Annotated in this window: 20 protein-coding genes; 9 read left to right on the top strand and 11 right to left on the bottom strand. The window is 63.1% G+C overall.

All coding sequences use genetic code 11. The features are described 5' to 3' along the window. Positions 1–12: 12 nt before the first annotated feature. The 8 genes from U0S50_RS03690 (at position 13) to U0S50_RS03655 (ending at position 5383) form a co-directional block, all read left to right on the top strand. Positions 13–297, top strand: a complete 285-nt coding sequence (locus U0S50_RS03690; RefSeq protein ID WP_322307418.1) for a hypothetical protein — start codon at positions 13–15, stop codon at positions 295–297. 147 nt (positions 298–444) lie between these two features. Continuing rightward, positions 445–1209 carry an SDR family NAD(P)-dependent oxidoreductase gene (locus U0S50_RS03685; RefSeq protein WP_322307417.1) on the top strand — a complete coding sequence of 255 codons (765 nt, stop codon included), beginning with the start codon at positions 445–447 and terminating at the stop codon, positions 1207–1209. 11 nt (positions 1210–1220) lie between these two features. Next, complete coding sequence (locus tag U0S50_RS03680) at positions 1221–1868, top strand: glutathione S-transferase family protein (protein WP_322307416.1); 648 nt, start codon at positions 1221–1223, stop codon at positions 1866–1868. Further along, the gene (locus U0S50_RS03675; protein ID WP_322307415.1) at positions 1865–2845 is read left to right on the top strand and encodes a thiamine pyrophosphate-dependent dehydrogenase E1 component subunit alpha; all 981 of its coding nucleotides are present in this window, start codon (positions 1865–1867) and stop codon (positions 2843–2845) included. Before U0S50_RS03680 ends, U0S50_RS03675 begins: the two co-directional genes overlap by 4 nt. After that, a complete protein-coding gene (locus U0S50_RS03670) occupies positions 2842–3831 on the top strand; it encodes an alpha-ketoacid dehydrogenase subunit beta (RefSeq protein WP_322307414.1) in 990 nt (329 codons plus the stop codon). The genes U0S50_RS03675 and U0S50_RS03670 overlap by 4 nt, the downstream gene beginning before the upstream one ends. 4 nt (positions 3832–3835) lie before the next feature. Continuing rightward, complete coding sequence (locus tag U0S50_RS03665; protein WP_322307413.1) at positions 3836–4066, top strand: biotin/lipoyl-containing protein; 231 nt, start codon at positions 3836–3838, stop codon at positions 4064–4066. Beyond that, positions 4063–4455, top strand: coding sequence for a nuclear transport factor 2 family protein (locus tag U0S50_RS03660; protein ID WP_322307412.1), 393 nt, complete (start codon positions 4063–4065; stop codon positions 4453–4455). The genes U0S50_RS03665 and U0S50_RS03660 overlap by 4 nt, the downstream gene beginning before the upstream one ends. Beyond that, a complete protein-coding gene (locus tag U0S50_RS03655; protein WP_322307411.1) occupies positions 4448–5383 on the top strand; it encodes an SDR family oxidoreductase in 936 nt (311 codons plus the stop codon). Before U0S50_RS03660 ends, U0S50_RS03655 begins: the two co-directional genes overlap by 8 nt. A 105-nt stretch (positions 5384–5488) precedes the next feature. Here the strand turns inward: U0S50_RS03655 and U0S50_RS03650 are convergent, their stop codons facing one another. Both U0S50_RS03650 and U0S50_RS03645 read right to left on the bottom strand, forming a co-directional pair. After that, positions 5489–6913: an aromatic ring-hydroxylating dioxygenase subunit alpha gene (locus U0S50_RS03650; protein ID WP_322307410.1), complete on the bottom strand. Its 1425-nt coding sequence runs from the start codon at positions 6911–6913 to the stop codon at positions 5489–5491. Between the two features lie 16 nt (positions 6914–6929). Further along, positions 6930–8159, bottom strand: a complete 1230-nt coding sequence (locus U0S50_RS03645; protein ID WP_322307409.1) for an aromatic ring-hydroxylating oxygenase subunit alpha — start codon at positions 8157–8159, stop codon at positions 6930–6932. Between the two features lie 98 nt (positions 8160–8257). Here U0S50_RS03645 and U0S50_RS03640 point away from each other — a divergent pair, with 98 nt between their 5' ends. Continuing rightward, positions 8258–8794: a VOC family protein gene (locus U0S50_RS03640; RefSeq protein ID WP_322307408.1), complete on the top strand. Its 537-nt coding sequence runs from the start codon at positions 8258–8260 to the stop codon at positions 8792–8794. A 118-nt stretch (positions 8795–8912) separates the two neighbouring features. Here the strand turns inward: U0S50_RS03640 and U0S50_RS03635 are convergent, their stop codons facing one another. The 9 genes from U0S50_RS03635 to U0S50_RS03595 all read right to left on the bottom strand — a co-directional run bounded on the left by U0S50_RS03635 (position 8913) and on the right by U0S50_RS03595 (position 18829). Continuing rightward, on the bottom strand, positions 8913–9731 hold the full coding sequence (locus U0S50_RS03635) for a helix-turn-helix transcriptional regulator (protein WP_322307407.1): 819 nt from the start codon (positions 9729–9731) through the stop codon (positions 8913–8915). A gap of 44 nt (positions 9732–9775) precedes the next feature. Beyond that, positions 9776–10984, bottom strand: a complete 1209-nt coding sequence (locus tag U0S50_RS03630; protein WP_322307406.1) for an acyl-CoA dehydrogenase family protein — start codon at positions 10982–10984, stop codon at positions 9776–9778. A gap of 7 nt (positions 10985–10991) precedes the next feature. Beyond that, a complete protein-coding gene (locus U0S50_RS03625) occupies positions 10992–12140 on the bottom strand; it encodes a thiolase family protein (protein ID WP_322307405.1) in 1149 nt (382 codons plus the stop codon). After that, on the bottom strand, positions 12137–12529 hold the full coding sequence (locus tag U0S50_RS03620; RefSeq protein ID WP_322307404.1) for an OB-fold domain-containing protein: 393 nt from the start codon (positions 12527–12529) through the stop codon (positions 12137–12139). The genes U0S50_RS03625 and U0S50_RS03620 overlap by 4 nt, the downstream gene beginning before the upstream one ends. Further along, entirely contained in the window at positions 12526–13587 is a 1062-nt protein-coding gene (locus tag U0S50_RS03615; RefSeq protein WP_322307403.1) for an acyl-CoA dehydrogenase family protein, read from the bottom strand. Before U0S50_RS03615 ends, U0S50_RS03620 begins: the two co-directional genes overlap by 4 nt. Beyond that, the gene (locus tag U0S50_RS03610) at positions 13584–14831 is read right to left on the bottom strand and encodes a cytochrome P450 (protein WP_322307402.1); all 1248 of its coding nucleotides are present in this window, start codon (positions 14829–14831) and stop codon (positions 13584–13586) included. The genes U0S50_RS03615 and U0S50_RS03610 overlap by 4 nt, the downstream gene beginning before the upstream one ends. A 75-nt stretch (positions 14832–14906) precedes the next feature. After that, complete coding sequence (locus U0S50_RS03605) at positions 14907–15683, bottom strand: ThuA domain-containing protein (protein ID WP_322307401.1); 777 nt, start codon at positions 15681–15683, stop codon at positions 14907–14909. Further along, positions 15680–16696 (bottom strand): NADP-dependent oxidoreductase, encoded by a 1017-nt coding sequence (locus U0S50_RS03600; protein WP_322307400.1) that lies wholly within the window; start codon positions 16694–16696, stop codon positions 15680–15682. The genes U0S50_RS03605 and U0S50_RS03600 overlap by 4 nt, the downstream gene beginning before the upstream one ends. 9 nt (positions 16697–16705) lie before the next feature. Further along, positions 16706–18829: a molybdopterin-containing oxidoreductase family protein gene (locus tag U0S50_RS03595; protein WP_322307399.1), complete on the bottom strand. Its 2124-nt coding sequence runs from the start codon at positions 18827–18829 to the stop codon at positions 16706–16708. Positions 18830–18844: the final 15 nt, after the last annotated feature.

Genomic DNA, 18844 nt, shown 5'->3' with positions numbered 1-18844 from the left:
AGAGCTCACCCGTTGAGCGGCAGCAGAAAAGGGCCGGCTGTGATAGCTGCTCCGCGCAAAGACGCCTGCAACAAGCCGCATGTTCGCAATGCTCAGAAGTGGTTCGGCATCCAGCAGTACCATATCGGCAGCAAGCAGCGGGGTGCCTGCGAGGCTCCTCCATATGGCACGGATAATCCGCAACTGCGGAACCATGACCGCGCGGCCTTTGGCCAACTCGCCGATATCGGCGTCGCGCCCATTCCCTCCATTCGGCAACCAAAATCGATTGGCTTCTCAGCCTTTCGTTCGCGCTAACCGAACAGGGTTCGATGCGAAGGCGATGACCGTCATACTCCTTGTCGATTCGCCGTGCCTTCGGCGGGTCTCCCGCTCCCATTTTTGCTGATGTGCTGGCGCTTGCAGAGACGATACTCTCCAGCCAAACGACATGAGGAGGATGCGATGGATCTGGGTCTGGCCGGAAAAAAGGTGATCATCAACGGCGGCGCGCACGGGCTGGGACTTGCGTCGCTCAAGATTTTCGCGGCCGAAGGAGCCGACGTCGCCTTTTTCTCGCGCGATGCCGACAAGGTTGCAGCGGCGGTCAAGGCGATTGATGCCGCAGGGCCAGGCAAGGTGCTGGGCGAACAATTCGACATGACGAGCAATCCCGACGGCTATCGCGCTTGGCTCGAAAAGGCGCGGGACACGCTCGGCGGCTGCGACATCTTCATCCATACTGCGAGCTCGTCGGGGCAGGGCGCAACCGGCGACTGGCAGCGCGGGCTCGACATGGACATTATGGGCGCGGTTCACGGTGTCGAAGTGTTGACCGAAGCGCTCGCCGCGTCGGGATCGGGATCGATCATTTTCATGTCGTCGACCGCGGCGGTCGAGACCTTCATTCTGCCGCAGGCTTTCAACGCGCTGAAGGCTGCGTTGATCACTTATGGTTCGCAGCTGAGCCAGGCGCTCGCGGCGCAGAATATCCGCGTAAATATCGTCTCGCCCGGCGCGATCTATTATCCCGGCGGCAATTGGGAGGCGATCAAGTCGGCTGCGCCGCCGCTTTACGAAGGCACGTTGGCCCAGATGCCGATGGGACGTTTCGGAGAGCCCGAAGAGGTGGCGAAAGCGATCGTTTTCATGGCTTCACCCGCCTGTCCCTATATGACCGGCGCACACCTCGTCATCGACGGCGGCTTCACCAAGCGCGTCCAATTCTAGGGCGTCATGCGATGAAGCTTTACCAGTCGCTCGGCCCTAATCCGCGCGTGGTGCTGATGTACCTTGCCGAGACGGGGTTGGTGGTCGATCGCCAGTTCATCGACATCATGGCGGCCGAAAACCGCAAGCCGGAGTTTTGCGCGAAGAGCCCGCTGGGACACACGCCCTTGCTCGAACTCGACGACGGCGCCTGCATCGCCGAAAGCATCGCGATTTGCGAGTATCTCGACGAGACGCTGAACGCACATGCTCTGCTCGGCGCGACCGCGGAGGACCGCGGACAGACTAGGATGCTGTTACGGATCGTCGACCAGCTCGTCGTCGTGCCGATGACCGCAGGCTTCCGAGGCGCCGAGGGGCTGCCGATGTTCGAAAGCCGGCTGCTCTGCCTGCCTGACGCCGCTGCCGACCTGAAACGACTGGCCGCCGACGGGCTAGTGCAGGTTGACCGGCTTCTGGGTGAAGGGGCCTGGCTCGCGGGAGATCGGTTCAGCCTCGCCGATATCCTTCTCTATAGTTTCGTGGAGTTTGGCGCGATGGTCGGGCAGCCGCCCGATCCGGCGCTGATCAACCTTGCCGCCTGGCGCGAACGAGTGGCCGACAGGCCCTCTGCCGCCGCCAGCGCCAACCCCCAACTGGGCATCGGAGAGCCTGCATGACCGATATGACGATCGACCGCGACAAGCTGCTCGACATTTACACCCGCACGATGCGCGTCGCCCGCGCCGATGAGAAGTTTCGTTCGCTGCTGATGACCGGCAAGCTCGCGGTCATTTACTACACGGTACGTGGGCAGGAGCTGGTGTCAGCGGCGGCGATGGCGGCGCTCGATCCGAGCGATTATCTCGTTACCACCTATCGCGGTCAGCACGACCAGATTGCCAAGGGCGTTCCGCTGAATCCCTTGTTTGCCGAAATCGCGGGCAAGGTCGGCGGCACCTGCCGCGGCAAGGGCGGATCGATGCATATCACTCATCCCGACACCGGGGTGATGGTGACAACGGGGGTCGTCGGATCCGGGCTGCCGATCGCCAACGGTCTCGCGCTGTCGTCGCAGAACCGCGGCGACGGTAAAGTGACGATGGTGTGCTTCGGCGATGGCGCGACCAATATCGGTGCGTTTCACGAGGCGATGAATATGGCGCAGCTCTGGAAGCTTCCCGTGATCTTCCTCTGCCAGAACAACCGCTATGGTGAGCACACCGCCTTTGCCGACCATACCAAGGTCGATTCGATCGTTACGCGCGCCAAGGCCTACGGCATGGAGGGTGTAAAGGTCGACGGCAATGATGCGATCGCGATGTACAACACCACGAAAGCGGCCGTCGATCGGGCGCGGGCGGGCGAGGGACCGACGCTGATCGAGGCGATGTGCTATCGCATGATGGGGCATTTCTTCGGCTCGGACTTTTCCTACATGCCCGCAGAGCATCTCGCAGAGATGGCGGCGGAGGATCCGTTGCCGCGGCTTCGCCGGCTGATGCTCGACCACCAGTTTACGGAGGCCGAGCTCGACGCGATCGTAGCCGACCTGGATGCCCAGATGGACGCCGCCGCCGAATTCGCCGCGAACAGCCCGCTGCCGGGGGCGGAGGAAATCCGCAAGGATGTCTTCGAAGAGGAGATTGCGGCATGACCCAGATTACAATGACGCAGGCGATCAACCGCGCGATCGACGAAGCGATGGCCGAGGGTGAGGGCGTGATCCTGCTCGGCGAGGATGTCGCAGCCAAGCAGGGCGGCGGGGTGTTCAAGATTTCGTCGGGCCTGACCGAGAAATATGGCGAGCACCGTATCCGCGCGACGCCGATTTCGGAAACCGCGATCGTCGGCGCGTGCGTCGGCGCCGCGCTCGCAGGCTTTCGCCCGATCGCCGAGATCATGCTGATGAACTTCGTGACGGTCGCGATGGACCAGATCGTCAATCATGCCGCAAAGCTGCGCTTCATGTCGGGCGGGCAAACCCATGTGCCGTTGGTGATCCGGACCACGACCGGCGTCGGCGTGGGTTTCGGCGGCCAGCATTCGGATATGCTCGAGGCATGGTTCGCGCATGTGCCGGGGCTTAAGATCGTCACACCGTCGAACGCCGCCGATGCGCAGGGGCTGATGCGCGCCGCGATCGCGTGCAACGACCCGGTGATATTTATTGAGAATATCCTCTGCTACGGCTTGAAGTCCGACGATCCGGGGCCGGGGCATATCGTTCCGCTCGGCAAGGCCGCGATCGCGCGCGAGGGGAGCGATTGCACGATCGTCACTTATGGCCGCACCGTTCTCGATGCGCTCGACGTCGCGGGCAAGCTGGCCGACGAGGGCATCTCGGTCGAGGTCGTCGATCTCCGCACTATCGCTCCCTATGATGAGGCGACGGTCACGGCGTCGGTCGAAAAGACCGGTCGCGCGATCATATTGCACGAGGCGGTGAAGCAATATGGTACCGGTGCCGAGATAGCCTCGCGGCTAAATGAGGAACTGTTCGGCAAGCTGAAAGCCCCGGTGACGCGCATCGGCGGAGCCTTTTCGGCAGTGCCGATGGCGAACGCGCTTGAACAGGCGTGGATACCGAACAAGGACGCAATCGCCGACGCGGTGCGCACGGCCGTGAACTGGAAGGGCTGAAGCGATGGCAGAAGAACTGCGTATTCCAAAGATCGGCATGTCGGCGACCGAAATGACTCTCAATGAATGGATGGTCGGCGATGGCGAACGGGTAGAGGTCGGCGACATCATCTATACGGTCGAAACCGACAAGACGACGGTCGAAATCGAGGCGCAGGTCGCGGGTACGATCCGTCCGACCGGGGTGGAGGGCGAGGTCTATCCCGTCGGCGCACTGATTGGCACGATCGAATGACGCCGCTGGAGGCGAGCAAGGCGATGTATGCCGAGGTTGCCAAGGGCAATTGGGACGCGGTCGCCAGCTATATGGCCGACGACTTTGTTATCCATGAACCGACCTCGCTCCCTTATGGCGGCGAATGGCGCGGGCGCGATGCGCTGCAACAGCTCTACACGCATGTCATGGGCTATTGGGAGGATCCGGTGGTCCGATGGATGGAGCTGGTCGGAGGCGAAAGATATGCTGTCGCCTTGCTCCACTTCACCGTGACCGCCAAGTCGAGCGGCAAGCGCTTCGAGACGCATATTGCCGAGGTCACCGAGTTCGACGACGCTGGAAAGATGGCGTCGATGCGCATCCATTATTTCGATACGGCCCACATGGTTGGCCAGCTCGGTGGCTGAAGCGGTCGTGAAGAAGATCCTCGTCCTCGGCGCGCCCGCCGACCAGGGCATCCCTTTGCTATCCGCGTTGAAGGCGCGGGATCTGGAGCTCACCGCCGGCGTGCGGCGGCCGGGTGCCATGGCGACGACGCCGCACCCCGATGTTCCAGAGGTCGCAGCTGACCTGTACGACGTCGCTTGCCTGACTGCGGCGTTCAGCGATCATGATGCGCTCGCCATGCACCTGCCATTCGAGTTCGACCGCGAGCGCGCGGCCACGATGGGGCGCAATATCGCCGAAGCGGCGAGCGCGGCCGGGCTACGCAAGATCGTTTTCAGTACGAGCTGCTTCGTTGCCGACCGCGATCTGGGTCTGTCGGCACACGACGGGCGGCGCGACATCGAGCGCGCGATCCACGAGAGCGGCGTTCCCTATGTGATCATCGAGCCGATGGTGTTCATGGATAATATATGCCGCATCTGGTCGCGGCCTGCGATCGTCAACAGCGGGGTGTTCGCCTATCCGGCTGCCGAGGCGCTGAAGATCAGTTGGGTCTGTCTGGAGGACGTCGCAGCCTATATGGTGTCGGCGTTGCTACACGAAGATCTGATTGCCGACCGGATCGCGGTGGGCGGGCCCGAGGCGCTCGTCGGGGCCGAGGTCGCCGAGCACCTGTCTGTTGCCGCGGGGCGTCCGGTGCGGTTCCAGAGTCTGTCGCCCGATGAATTTGCAGCGCAGATGAGCGAGCTTGTCACCGGATCGCGCGACGTGCAGCCGGCGAGCATCTATGACGGGATGGCGAAATTCTATCGCTGGTACAATGAACAGGCGGTATCGCCACTCGCGCTGGATGCCGTGCCGGCGGCGCGGCTGCTCGGCGTGACGCCGACCCCGTTTGCGGAATGGGCGAAGCGGCAGGACTGGTCGCCGGTGAAGGTTCCGGCCTAGCGCACACCGTCCTTGCGAGGAACGCAGCGACGAAGCAATCTCCACTATCGGCGGGCAAAACCGATAGACGCAGATTGCTGCGCTACGATGGCAATGACGGGATGTTTAAGGCAATTGCCCTTCCACATACTTCGCAAGTGTGCGGTGGAAATGCCGGATGCGGCTTTCCTGATAATGGCCGAGTTCGATCACGCCATTGGGCGAGGATTTCATCCCTTCCTGCACATAGGGCAGGTTTTCCATATCCTGGTCGAACACGCCGGCGAGCGCGGCACCGATCAGGTGGCTGGCGCTGGCAAAGGGCTGGTCGTCGGGGATCAGATGCATTGGTGCCGATTTGGGCGGCGCCTCGCCCTTCGGTGTGCGCATCAGGATGCGAACCTCCATCAGACAATGATCGACGTCGCCCCACGGCCGCCAGCGATAGACGATGTTCGGTGTCAGTCCGCCCCAAGGCGCCCAGTTGGGAAAGACATTGTAAGTGAAATTGTCGAGCATCTCGCTGTCGGTAGCGGCCGAATAATCATGTCCGTTCATCGCCGAGAAGGCGTCGCGATTCGCTTGTGCAAGCACCTTGCGCGCGAGCATCGGGTCGTCGGCGTCGAAGCCCTTGAGATCGTCGGTCGATGCCGTACTGCGCCGCGCGCGGCTGTCGCCGCCGCCGATGAACTCCTCAAGTGATTTCAAGACATAGAGTTGATCCTTGCCCTTGATGTGCGGCGACATCGCGCCCGCGGGCGTGATCGCGCGATTGAGGAAGTCGCCGTAAAGGTCGTAGCGGGTGTTCGCGTCGGCGGTGAAGCCCAGAATCTGCGGGTGGGTGACGATGCTGTGCCATGCCTCCATGAAAGCCTCGGCAACCGCTTTCCAGTTTGCCGGGATGACGCGGCCGACCCAGGCGCCGGTGTGGCATTCGTCCAGCTGCCAGTTGTCGAAATGCTCGACGCCCGGGCCGACCCAGTCGCGGAAGCTTGGCAGGTTATGATTCTCGGCGACGAGTATGAAGCCCTGCCAGCTTTCGACCTTGAGCTCGGGCAGGCTCATATCCTTTTCGCCCAGATGCCTGAAATCCCATGCGCACGGCGCTTCCTTGAAACGGCCGTCGTGATGCCAGGAAAAACCATGGAACGGGCAACGCAGATGTACGGCGGGGCCGCTCTCGGTGCGGAGCTTGCGGCCACGGTGCAGACAGACGTTATAGAAGGCCTTGATCGTCCCGTCCTTCTGGCGGACGAGCAATATGCTCTTTTCGTTGATGTCATAGACGACCGTGTCGCCGGGGTTCGGCATATCCTCTTCGCGTGCAGCAAACTGCCAGATGTTCGGCCACATCTTTTCCCGCTCGAGCTTCGCCCAATCCTCGCTGACATAACGTTCGATGGCGATCGGTTCGTCGCCGAGTTCCTGATTGGATTCGGCAAACAGATAATCGGGAACCCGCCGCGTATCGGCGTTGAGCATGTCGGTATAGCTGGTCCCGGGGCAACGATCGTCGCGGTTCGGGTCCTGGGGAGGGGCGAGGTCGTTCATCACATGCTCCGAATAATCAGGCGATCTGGTCGAGCGGCATTTTGCAGGCCGCGGCGATCGAGCGGTGGACGCCGTGCAGTGCCGGCTCGTTCGCGCCGAGTATGACGCGAAAATCGTCGGGGGCGGTCATCAGGTTGGCATAGCCGCTGCTCGCGACGCGATAATCCTCGGTCTGCACCACGGTCGCGGTCGCGTCATAGGCCATTTCGCACATCGCGCGATGCTCGTCGCTTTCGACACCGAAGGGCGCATAGACCGCGAACTGGCAGAACATCTTGCCCGTACCATCGGGAAACAGACGAAAAACCTGCGTGAAATAGACGCCCGGCGTTACCGCGCCAAAGAAGATGACGGTGTTGGGGAAAAGGAAATGGACGCCGCCATAATCTGTCTCGGGCCATTCGCTTTCGTCCTTGCCGACGAGGTTGCCGATCGACAGGTCGGGGAAACTCACCCGATGATGGCGCCCGATCGGTTCATAGACATTGCGGTCGCTATAGTGCGTGCCACCGATCGTCGAGGCGTGGAGCATCTTGAAATGATAGCCTTCGCCATAGGTGTCGAGCGCGAATTTCCAGTTGGCGTCGGCGGTCAGGATGCCTTTCTTGACCGGCTCGGCGCGGTGGAGTTCAAGCTGCGCGAGAACCGGCCCGAAATCGCCGAGATGCGCCGCGACATCGATTGGTTCGCCGCCGGGATTGGCGCGCACGAAGATGAGGCCGAGATGCTCGGCGCAGGGCAGTTCGATGAGGTTCCGCGCGCCGATCGCACAATTGGCAAAACCTTCCTTGCCCGGTTGACCGACAAGCTGGCCCGCGGGGTCGAACGTCCACGCATGGAAAGGGCAGACGAGACGCGGGCGCGGGCCCTGCCACGGTTCCTTTTCCTCGACCAGCTTTGCACCCCGGTGGGTGCACATGTTGAGGAAGGCGCGCGCGGCACCGTCCTTGCCGCGCGTGACGAGGATCGATGGCCCAACCGAGTCAAAGACGAGCGTGTCGCCGGTCTTCGGAATGTCGCCCGACAGGCCTGCGACAATCGGCTCGTTCCGGAAGACATGTTCGACCTCCGCTGCGTTGCGCACATCGCTGGTGTAGATCGACTTGTGAAGCGGCAGCGGCGCTTCGGCGCGGTCGGTGCGATTTTCGGCAATGATCGCGACCAGTTTGCGCAGGCCCGCGCGCGCATTGCGCTTACGGACTGTGAACCAGTCCTGCGGTGCGATCTTCGGATCGGACTCGGCCATTGCGCTCCCTCACATTTTGCCCAGTATGAATCCGGGTCTCGAAAAGCTTATCGCACAAAGGCAGGCGCTTGTGCGCTATCGCTTTTGAGGGGAGAGACATGGCCATACGCGCAACGCTCGCATCGCTCGGCGACGTCATGCAGCTCGCTTTCGTGCCGCACGACTTCGATGCAGCCGTGAAGCACTGGACCGAGGTGATGGGAGCGGGCCCCTTCTTTCTGTTGCCCAATGTGTCGCTGCCCGGCGGGCGCTATCGCGGCGAAGCGAGTGATCCTGTGTTCACGATGGCCCTGGGATATTGGGGAGACATGCAGATCGAACTGATACGGCCCGAGAATGATGCGAAGTCGCCCTATCGCGGCGAATATGCGGTGGGCGAGGGATTGCACCATGTGTGCGTCCTGGTTGACTCGATTGCCGCGGCGCGGACGCGCTGCGATGCGGTCGGCGCGGAAATCGTCTTCGAAGCGCCGGTCGGCGAAGCCGGCGGCGTGATCTACGCCGATCCCGGCACGGGGCCGGGGACGCTTATCGAACTGCTCGAACCGCAGGCGGGTACGCGGGAGCTTTTCGCAATGATGCGCGATGCGGCCAGAGGTTGGGACGGGACCGAGCCGCTACGATCGTTGGGGTAGGAAACGGCTTGTCGGCAAAATCCGTCATTGCGAGCGGAGCGAAGCAATCCGGAGCGGTTTACCCCTACTCTGGATTGCCGCGTCGCTTCTCTACTCGCAATGACGATGGAGTAAGTCGCTAGCTATTCGCGCCCAGATACCCCAGCTGCCCCGCCTTGAAGATCGTCTGCGCGCGGTTGACCGAGTTCAGCTTCTCGCCCGCGCGGTGGACGTGATAACGCACCGTTGCGTGGCTCAATGAGATGATCATCCCGATCTCGCGGTCGGTCTTGCCGATAGCGGCCCAGCGCAGGCACTCGACCTCGCGCTTCGACAATTCGCAGTCCGACGGGATACGCCGCTTGGTGCGCATCGCCGAAGCATAGCCCGCGATGAAGCGCCGGGTCGCCGCACCGAGGACATGGCCGATCGCGGCAAACTGTTCGCTGAGGTCGGTAATGTTCTGATCGACCGGATGAAAGCTGTTCGCCGAAATCTGCCCGAATGGCAGATGAACCGGGACGACAATCGCCGCCTGATAACGCTGGTTCGCCGCGAAATAGCGCGAGAGATCGATATCGTCGAGATAGGGGTTGGGATTGGCGGTGCGGAACCCCGTGCCGTTGCACCAGAAGGGCTCGCTTTCATAACGGCACGAACGCGGCAGCGGCGAATGAAGCGCCAGCCTGTGATCTTCCCACCAACGCTCGCCATCGCCGAGCCAGCCGAACAGGTCGGCGGCGAGCACCGCGCCGTCGGCGTCGACCATCGTTTCCTTGGAAGCGATGTCGTCGCATAGCGCGGCGCGAAGCCCGTGCGCCGCCGCGAAATCGCGCAAAGTGACCGCCGCGTCGTGGATATCCTCCGCGCAGCGGACCGTTACCGCTTCGACGAGCGCCCTCGTACCTATTGGCAATGCGAGCCCGTCGTCCGGCAGCCTGGCTGCTCTCTCTCCCATGACCGGGACTATTCCATACTGGTCGGCAAGTCGCAATGCATGTGTCATAGGCGTAACACCGTCTTTGCTATGATGTTTTTCTGGACCTCGCTCGAACCGCCAAAGACGGTCCAGGCACGACTGTTCAGGTAGCGCGCAGCGGCGACCTGCGCGTCTTCGTCGCCGATCGCGGGCGGCGCTTCATTGCCATAGAGCGGGCGCACCGCCGGAAGCTGCAGGCCTTCATACCCGTGCAGGTCCATCGCCGCGGCGTCGATGCGTTGATGCAGTTCGGACGAGATAAGTTTAATGAGCGAGGTCTGTGGTCCCGCAGGGCGGCCTTTTGCGATGTCGGCGAGGATGCGAAGTTCGGTGGTTTCGAGCGCTTCAGCCTCGAGCCGCAGCTTCGCGATTCGTGTCGCGATCTGGATGTCGCCGCCGAGCGCGCCATTGTGCCCGCTCGGCGCAACACCTGCGAGCTGCTCGAGATGGTCGATCGCGCGGATCAGTCGGGGGGCGTGGAACGATCCGCCGCGTTCGTTTTCGAGCAGGAATTTGGCGATCGTCCAGCCCTGGCCTTCGTCGCCGATACGGTTGTCGACCGACGTGCGCGCGGCGTCGAGGAAGACCTGATTGACCTCATGATCGCCCGCCATCGTGATGATCGGTCTGACGGTGACGCCAGGCTGGTCCATCGGGATCAGCAAGAAACTGATCCCCGCCTGCTTCTTCACCTCGCCGTCGGTGCGGACGAGACAGAATATCCAGTTGGCGTGATGCGCATGGGTGGTCCAGATCTTCGATCCGTCGACGACATATTCATCACCGTCGCGCCGCGCGCGGGTGCGCAGCGAGGCGAGGTCGGAGCCGCTTTGCGGTTCGGAATAGCCCTGGCACCAATAGTCGGTCCCGGCGCGGATCGCGGGAAGGAAGCGATCCTTCTGCTCCTGCGTGCCGAAAGCGCAGATCACCGGACCGACAAGGCGGAGGCCGAGCACCGACAGCGCCGGCGCACCTGCGACCGCGCATTCCTTTTCAAAGATATAGCGCTGCATCGGCGTCCATCCGGTACCGCCACAATCTTCGGGCCAGTGATAAGCGACCCAGCCCTTGTCGTTGAGGATGCGGTGCCAGACGAGGCCGATGTCGGGCTCGACGAAGACCCCGGGCGTACGCCGTGCGCCGTCGCGTACATGGTCGGGCAGTGACGTGCGCAGAAAGTCGCGGACCTCCTCGCGAAATTCCAGTTCGTCCTTGGTAAGGTCTAGATCCATAAGTCCACTAACGCTCGAGGATCGCCACCGCCGACAGGCCGGGCGCTCCATAGACATGAGAGTAACCGATTTTAGGGCCATTCGGGACCTGCCGTTCACCGCCCCGACCGCGTAATTGCACGGTATTTTCATAAACTTGGCGAAGGCCCGAAGCGCCGATGGGCTCTCCGCAGGCTAGGCAGCCGCCATCGGTGTTGACCGGCATCTTGCCGCCAATTTCGCTCCATCCCTCGGCCAGCCATTGTTCCTGCTCGCCGTCGGCGCAAAATCCGTTTTCCGCCATGTGCATGATTTCGGCGCCGCTTTCGGTGTCCTGCAATTGCGCGACTGAGACATCTTTAGGTCCGATACCCGCCATTTCGAACGCGGCCTTGCTGGCGATTTCGGTCGGTTTGCCGCCGCCATTCGCGCTGATCGACGGTGCAAAGACCTCGAACGAACCTTCAGGTCGCGTGCGGAAGGCGATGCTGGCGATACGCACCGCATCGGAGCCGAGTTCGCGGACCTTCTTGCCGCTCGCCAGGATCAGCGCAACCGCACCCTCGGCCGGTGAGCAGAACATATATTTGGTCAGCGGGTCGTTGATCATCGGGGCGTTCAGAATCGTGTCGAGATCGACCGGCGACCGCCGCCAAGCATGGTGGCAGAATGTGCCGTTGCGAAAGGCTTTTTCCGCGACGAGACCCAGGCTGCGACGGCTGATCCCGTGCAGCGCCATGTAACGCTGGATCTTGAGCGCGAAGAATTGCGTCGTCAGCATCATACCCGTCTCGCCATACCATTCTGGCAGGCCATATTCGGCGGGCTTGGCGTTGAAGGCGCCGCGCGGATGCTTGTCGAACCCCACCGCCAGCGCGATGTCGCACGCGCCGGCGGCAATCGCGTTGCGCGCGGCGGTCAGCGCGCTGCCACCGGTAGCGCAGCCGTTGGCGACATTGATGAAGGGGACGCTGGTGAGGCCGAGTTCGTTGACCATGATGTCGGCCGAGCCTGCCGCCGCCGAGCCGCCATAGGCGAATTCGACGTCGCTCCATTCGACCCCGGCGTCGCCGAGGGCTTCGCGCACCGCATAGACGCCCTGATCGCGTCCTGATCGCCCGTCGATGCGACCGAAGGGATGGATGCCCGCCCCGATGATATAGACGTCGTCGTTCATGACTGGCGCTCCGGGCGGAAGGCATAGGTCGATCGCGTGTCGTCAAAGGGAACGACCGCGAAGGTCATCGGCATCCCGATGACGAGGTCGGCGGGGCTGGCGTCGACGATCCGCGTTTCGACGATCACCTCGCCGGGCAGCTCGACATAGCCGATGAGAAAGGGCTGGAAGGGTTGGGGGCCGTTGTACGGTTCCTTGGGCTCGAAGTCCTGCGTCGTCCAAGACCAGAGCGCCCCCTTCCGGGACAGCGCGACAGGCTCGACGAGCGCGGCGGCATCGCCCGACGGAACCGGAAAGACGATCTCTCCATCGGCGCGGCGCGCGCCGATGAGGCGCGGTTCGGCCTCGTCGGTCCACAGGCCGGGCGCGATGGGTGAAAGGCCGCTCATGCCGCCCTCGCAAAGCTGCGCAGGCAATGATCCTGGTCGCCAAGAAACTTGTCGAGCAGCATGACGCGCTTGAGCGCATGGCCGATCGCCAGCTCGTCGGTCTGCCCCATGCCGCCGTGCATCTGTACCGCTTCTAGTCCGATCCGCATGGCGGCTTCGCCGACAAAAGCCTTCGCGCCCGCAGCAATCCGCGGCCAGCCCGCATCGTCGCTGGTCGGATCGAGCATCGCGGTGCGTAGTATCATCGAGCGCGCCTGTTCGAGCGCGGCATAGCATTCGACCAGCCGGTGCTGGAGCGCCTGAAAACTGCCGATCGCCGCACCGAACTGTTCACGTTCGCCGACATAGGCGAGCGTGTCGTCGAACATTGTCTGCGCGAGCCCGACCATCTCGGCGGCGGCGAGCAGGCGAACGTCACCGACGACGCGCTGGAACATGGCTTCGGGCAGTTCGAGGAGGTCGGCGGGCGCGCGGCGGAGGTCGAGCGTTGCTGCGTACGATCCGTCGATCACCGGATAATCCTGCCGGACAACGCCGATGGCGTCCTTCGCGATTCGGGCGAGCTTGTTATCGGCAACGGTGATCAGCAGCGTGTCAGCAATGGGCGCCCCGAGGACGAACGTCTTGGCTCCTGCGATCTGATTGCCCTCGGCCTTGGTGCCGACGGCCTTGTTTTCATAACGGCGGGTCGGCTCGGCAAAGCCGACGGCGGCCAACTGCGCGCCGGTAAGAAGGTCGCCTACCAGTCCCGCATCGCCCGTTGCTGCAGCGAGCCGGATCGGCAGTACGCCATTCTCGAGCCAGGGATCGATTGCGATACCCCGGCCAAGCGCTTCGGCAGCAAGCACGAGATCGACCATCGTGCCGCCCATGCCGCCCATCACTTGCGGCGCGGCGAGCGCGAGAAGGCCAAGGTCGGCGACCTCCTGCCAGCGCGTGCGGGGGTAGCCGCCATCGGCCTTTCGCATCGCATGGCGCACGGCGATGTCGACCTGGCCGAGAAAGCGGCCGATGGTGTCGCGCGTCAGCTGCTGGTCTTCGTCGAGGTCAAAGTTCATGCGCGCCGCCGGAAGGTAATGGGTAGGGTGGTGAGGCCGCGCAGCAGCATGTTCGGCGGCCAGCTTGGTACATGGCCATCGGCAAGGCGGAAATCGGCGAGGCGCTTCAGCAGCTCGGAATAGGCGACCGCCATCTCCTTGCGGCTCAGCATATTGCCGACGCACATGTGGATGCCTTTGCCGAAGGCGAGGTGGCTGCGCGCATTGGCCCGTTCAATGTCGAAACGGTCGGGGTCAGGATATTTCGCCGGATCGCGGTTTGCCGCAGCATAGCGCAGCTGAACCATCGCACCCTTCGGGATTCTGACCCCGCCGAGCTCTGCATTCTTCAGCACCATGCGCCACATGCCGGCGGTCGGGCTTTCGATGCGCAGTATTTCCTCGACGAGGTTGATGATTGCGCGATCGTCGTCCGTATCGGCGGCGGCGACTGCCTTTGCCATCTGGTCGGGGTTCTCGATGAGCTGGAGCAACCCGCCCGCGAGCGCCGAGGTCGTCGTCTCGTTGCCCGCAACCATCAGCTGCTGCATGACCGACAGGATTTCGGCGTCTTCCAGCGGCCGTTCGCCATCAACCTCCGCATAGACGAGATCGGAGAGCAGATCGTCGGTGCGGTTGGCGCGGCGCTCGTCGATCTTGGCTTTGACGAAATGCTGGAATTCGACGACCTCGCGCGCGCATTCAAGTTCGCGTTCCTTGGGGATCATCCGACCGAGCCGGTCGACGAAGGCGTCGGACCAGCGCTTCACCTTGTCGAGATCGTCATTCGCCATGCCGATCTGGCTTGCGATCATCGCGACGGGCAGGGGGATACCGAAATCGCGGACGAAATCGGCTTCGCCCTTTTCGGCCATGCGGTCGATCAGCCCGGCGACGACACCGCGCATATCGTCTTCGATCGCGGCGACCCGCTTCATCGAGAAGGCAAGATTGACGAGCTTGCGAAAGCGCGTGTGAACCGGCGGATCGGCGGTGAGGAGCGTATCGACCTGAGGCCAGCCTTCGGACAGGGTCGCCGCCACATCGCCGTCCTCGGCCATCGCGCCCGACAGCGTGCCTTGAAAATTGTTCGAGAAGGTTTCGACGTCGCCCGTCGCGTGCGCGCAGAGGTCATAGGAGAGGACAAGGAACATGCCATCGGACAATTGAACCACCGGGCTCTTGGGCATCCACGCACGATAATAATCGAACGGGTCGGCGATGACCTGCGGATCAAAGAAGCTGCTTGCAGCAATATCGTTCACGCGCCTCTTTCCTCGATCGTGTCATCGCACCCCCGACTATATTCAGCCGCCTGGCCGGTGCGATGCACATTTTCGTTAGGCGGCGGCGACATGTGCGAGCGCATTGGCAAGCAGTTTACGGAAGTTCGAATCGGCGTATGCGGGCGGTCCGTCGCCGGGTTGCAGATAAACCAGCGTCCCGGCACCGACGGGCTTTTCCCAGGCAATCAGGTCGCTTTCGGGACGATGATCCCATCCTTCGTTGCTGAACATCCGCCCCGCCACGGCCTGCGATGCCGAATAGAAATTATCGCGGACGAAGGCATGATCCGCGCGGAGCAGCGGTGTCGCGGCACCCCACACGGGCGCGAGATAGAGCTCATCGCAGAACTGAAAACGGGCGGGGAGGCCCGCAGTAACCGGATGATCGGGATCGACGACGACGGCATCGTAACGCACCTCATGGCGGTAGCCCGAGTCGAGATGCGCTTCGCCATTGGCTTCACCGGGATCGTAGAGGAAGCGCCCGCCGATCATGGCTGCCCATTCCGGCCATTCGGCCCAGCCGGCGATCGCATGGTGCATCGCGACCGCGCCGCCGCCCCGCGCGAAATAGTCGGTGATCGCGCGGCGATAGGTGAAGGAGGGCGGCCGTGTTGCAGCCTTTCCGCCATCGAAGTGATAGCCCGGCATGTCATAAAAGAGGATTGCGTCGGCGTCGGCGGTAGCGCCTTCGGCGACCGCGGCTTCGGCGTCGGGGTGCATCAGGTGTGTGACGGTCCAGCCAGCGAGGCTTGCCAACAACGCTGCGAAGGGTTCGGCCTCATAGGGATGGCCGCCCGACAGGACGAGAAGGTTACGCGGCGTGCTCATGCGATTTTCAGGATCATCTTGCCCTGATTGCTTCCCGCAAACAGGCGCATGAAGGCGTCGAAGCTGTTTTCGATCCCGTCGTCGACATGCTCGTCGGCGACCAGCTTTCCTTGTTGCAGCCACCTCGCCATTGCGGCGGCGCCTTCGGCAAAGCGGTCGATGTAATCGGCGACGAGCAAGCCGCGGATCGACGCGCGGTGGACGATCAACTGCCAGATGTTGCGCGCGCCGACCTTCTCCACCGAATTATATTCGCTGATCAGCCCGCAAAGGCCGATCCGCGCGCCGTGGCGCAAGTTTATCAACCCCGCATCGAGGATATCGCCGCCGACATTCTCGAAGATGATGTCGACGCCCTCGGGTGCCTCGGCGCGGATCGCGGCGGCGAGGGCGTCGCCATCCTTGCCGCGATAGTCGATCGCGGCGTCGAAGCCGTAACGATCGATCAGCTTGGCGCATTTTTCCGGTCCGCCCGCAATGCCGATGACCCTGCTCGCGCCCTTGATCTTCGCGATCTGCCCGACGAGCGAGCCGACCGCGCCCGCCGCGCCAGTGACGAGCACGACGTCGCCGGGTTTCGGCTCGCACACCTCTATATAGCCGAAATATGCGGTCATCCCGACCGCCCCGAGCACCGAGAGATAGTTGGTGATCGACGGGACAAGCGTGGCATCGATCGGTTGGGTGAAGCCGCCGGCGGTCCCGACCGAGTAATCCTCGATCCCGTTCAAGCCCAACACCCACTGACCGGGTTCGAAGTCTTCGGCCTTGCTGGCTTCGACGATCCCGACCGTGGTGGCCCGCACCGGAGTACCGAGTGGGATGGGCGGCATGTAGCTCGGTGCATCATCCATCCAGCCGCGGATCGCGGGATCGAGCGAAGCATAGTGATTGCGGATCAGAAACTGGCCGTCGGCGAGTTCGGGTGTCGGCTCGGTGACGAGCGAAAAATCGGCTTGTGCGGGTTCGCCTTTGGGGCGGTGGATAAGCAGGAAACGGCGGTTATCAGGCATGAAAACTCCTCAGGCGGGGACGATGGAGACCGGGATCGCGCTTTGCAGCGACTGGCCGGTGATGGGGTCATAGGACACGGTCTCGCTGACCAGGCGATTGGTCGATGCGCCATGATCGTGGACGCCGTCGGGGCCGATATCGGGATCGCCGAAGGCATGCGCCATCGAGACGACACCGGGGCGCATATTCTCCGCTTTGCGCGCCACCGCGATGATTTCGCCCACGGCCGACCGGATGCGCACCATGTCACCGTCGGCGCACGGTATCCGCGCAAGGTCGTCGGGATGAAGGAAGGCAGGGTTGGTCGTTCGCTTGGCGCGCAGCGCCGGCAGATTCTGCCCCGTCGAGTTGAATCGGTGACGGCTGCGGCGCGAGACCATGCGCCACGGAAAGTCGGGCGTCGGCTGCGCGACGCTTGAATAGGCGATGAGCTGGTCGGGCATTGCACCCGCGGTCAGGTCGAACCGGCCCGGTGCATTGGGGTCGCCGGCCTCGACGACCGGGTGGAGATCTGCATAGATTACAGCCTTGCCGTCCTCGGTGTCGCGTCGGACCTTGCTGGGGGCAACCGCGCAACCCGCGACCATCAGGTCGAGGAAGGCTTCCTTCGACGGTCTCGTGCCCATCGGACAAGCGGCGCCCGCGAGGGGCAGGCCGGTCTTCATGCGGTGCGCAAGTTCCCAGAGCATCTCCCACTCCTCGAGCAGCCCTTCGGGCGCCTCGATCATTGCCTCGGTATAGCGGGCATAGGGAATCTCATACCACCATTCCGAAAGATTGCTGATATCCTCCCGCTCGAGGCACATTTTGGGGGCGAGGATATAGTCGGAGCGTTTGGCGGTCGCCGATTCGGCGTTGACGTCGATCGAAACCAGCAGGTCGAGCCCGCCCAGGGCGCGGACCATCTTGTCCTGGTCGGGAAAGGCAACGAGTGGGTTGCCGCCGATCACGATCAGCGCGCGGACCTGGCCTTCCCCGGGCGTCAGCATCTCGTCAGCAAGTACATTACACGGCATTTCCATCCCGAGATGCGTGAGACCGCGGATGCGTGAAGCAGGAAAGCCCTCGCCATAGAGCGCCATCGGCGGCGCGACCTGCGCACGGCGCGGAATGACGGGGGTAAAGATGCGCGGGATCGAGCTTTTCTCGCCCTCGCGGCAAAAGCGCCCACAGATGATGTTGAGCGACGAGACAAGATACTGCGTGAGCGTTCCATTGCCCGCCATCTCCGGCCCGGTGCCAGTCGAAACGATGCCCTTGGTCCCGTTCGCGAACATGCGTGCGGCGGCAACGAGCTGGATTTCCTCGACGCCCGCGCGTGATGCAGCGACGCCGGGCGGAAAGAGCGCGACCGCGCGCTGCAATTCGTCGAAGCCGTCGACGTAGCGGTGGTCGAACGCCTGATCATAGAGCCCTTCGGCGAGGATCACGTGGATAATCCCGGCAAGCAACGCAGGGTCTTCGCCCGGCCGCACAGGCAAGTGAATATGCGCGAGCGCCGCGACGTCGCTCTGGCGCGGGTCGGCGACGATCAGCTTGAGGCCGCCGTCGAGCGCATCGCGGAGGCGCCGCGAGGGTGAGAAGGGAGGCAGGCCGCCCGGCGGGCCATAGTGCGAGACGATCGGGTTGTTGCCGATGAAGAAGGCGACATCAGCATCGCTGAATGTGTGCGTCCCGCCCATCCAACTGCCGTAGCGCATCGTCGTATAGACCTTGGCGGGCTGATCCAGCGTCACCGAGGTATAGATGTTGCGCGTACCAAGTCCCTGCGCGAAGGCCATCGCGCTGCCGACCCCGGCGCTATTCTGAAAGGCATAGGTGCCGGCATAGACGGCGACCGCGTGCGGGCCGTATCGGGCGACGATTGCCGACAGTTTCGCGGCGATCTCGTCGAGTGCCGCATCCATTGCGATTTCCTCGAACCGGCCATCGACGCGTTTTTGCGACGCGGTCAGACGTTGCGGCCCGTGATGCGCCTCGGCAAGTTGGCGACCCTTGATGCAGGTATAGCCGCCGAACACCGGGTCGTCAGGGTCACCCTGTACCCTGATGACGCGGCCCTGATCCACAGTGATGAGCATCGCGCAGTTGGCGTGGCAAAAGCGGCAGAAACTGCGGCGGACCTCGGGCATTCTTGCTCTCCCTGA

It is taken from the genome of Sphingopyxis sp., assembly GCF_034380315.1.
Taxonomy (GTDB): domain Bacteria; phylum Pseudomonadota; class Alphaproteobacteria; order Sphingomonadales; family Sphingomonadaceae; genus Sphingopyxis.
This window is presented reverse-complemented; position numbering and strand designations above follow the sequence as displayed.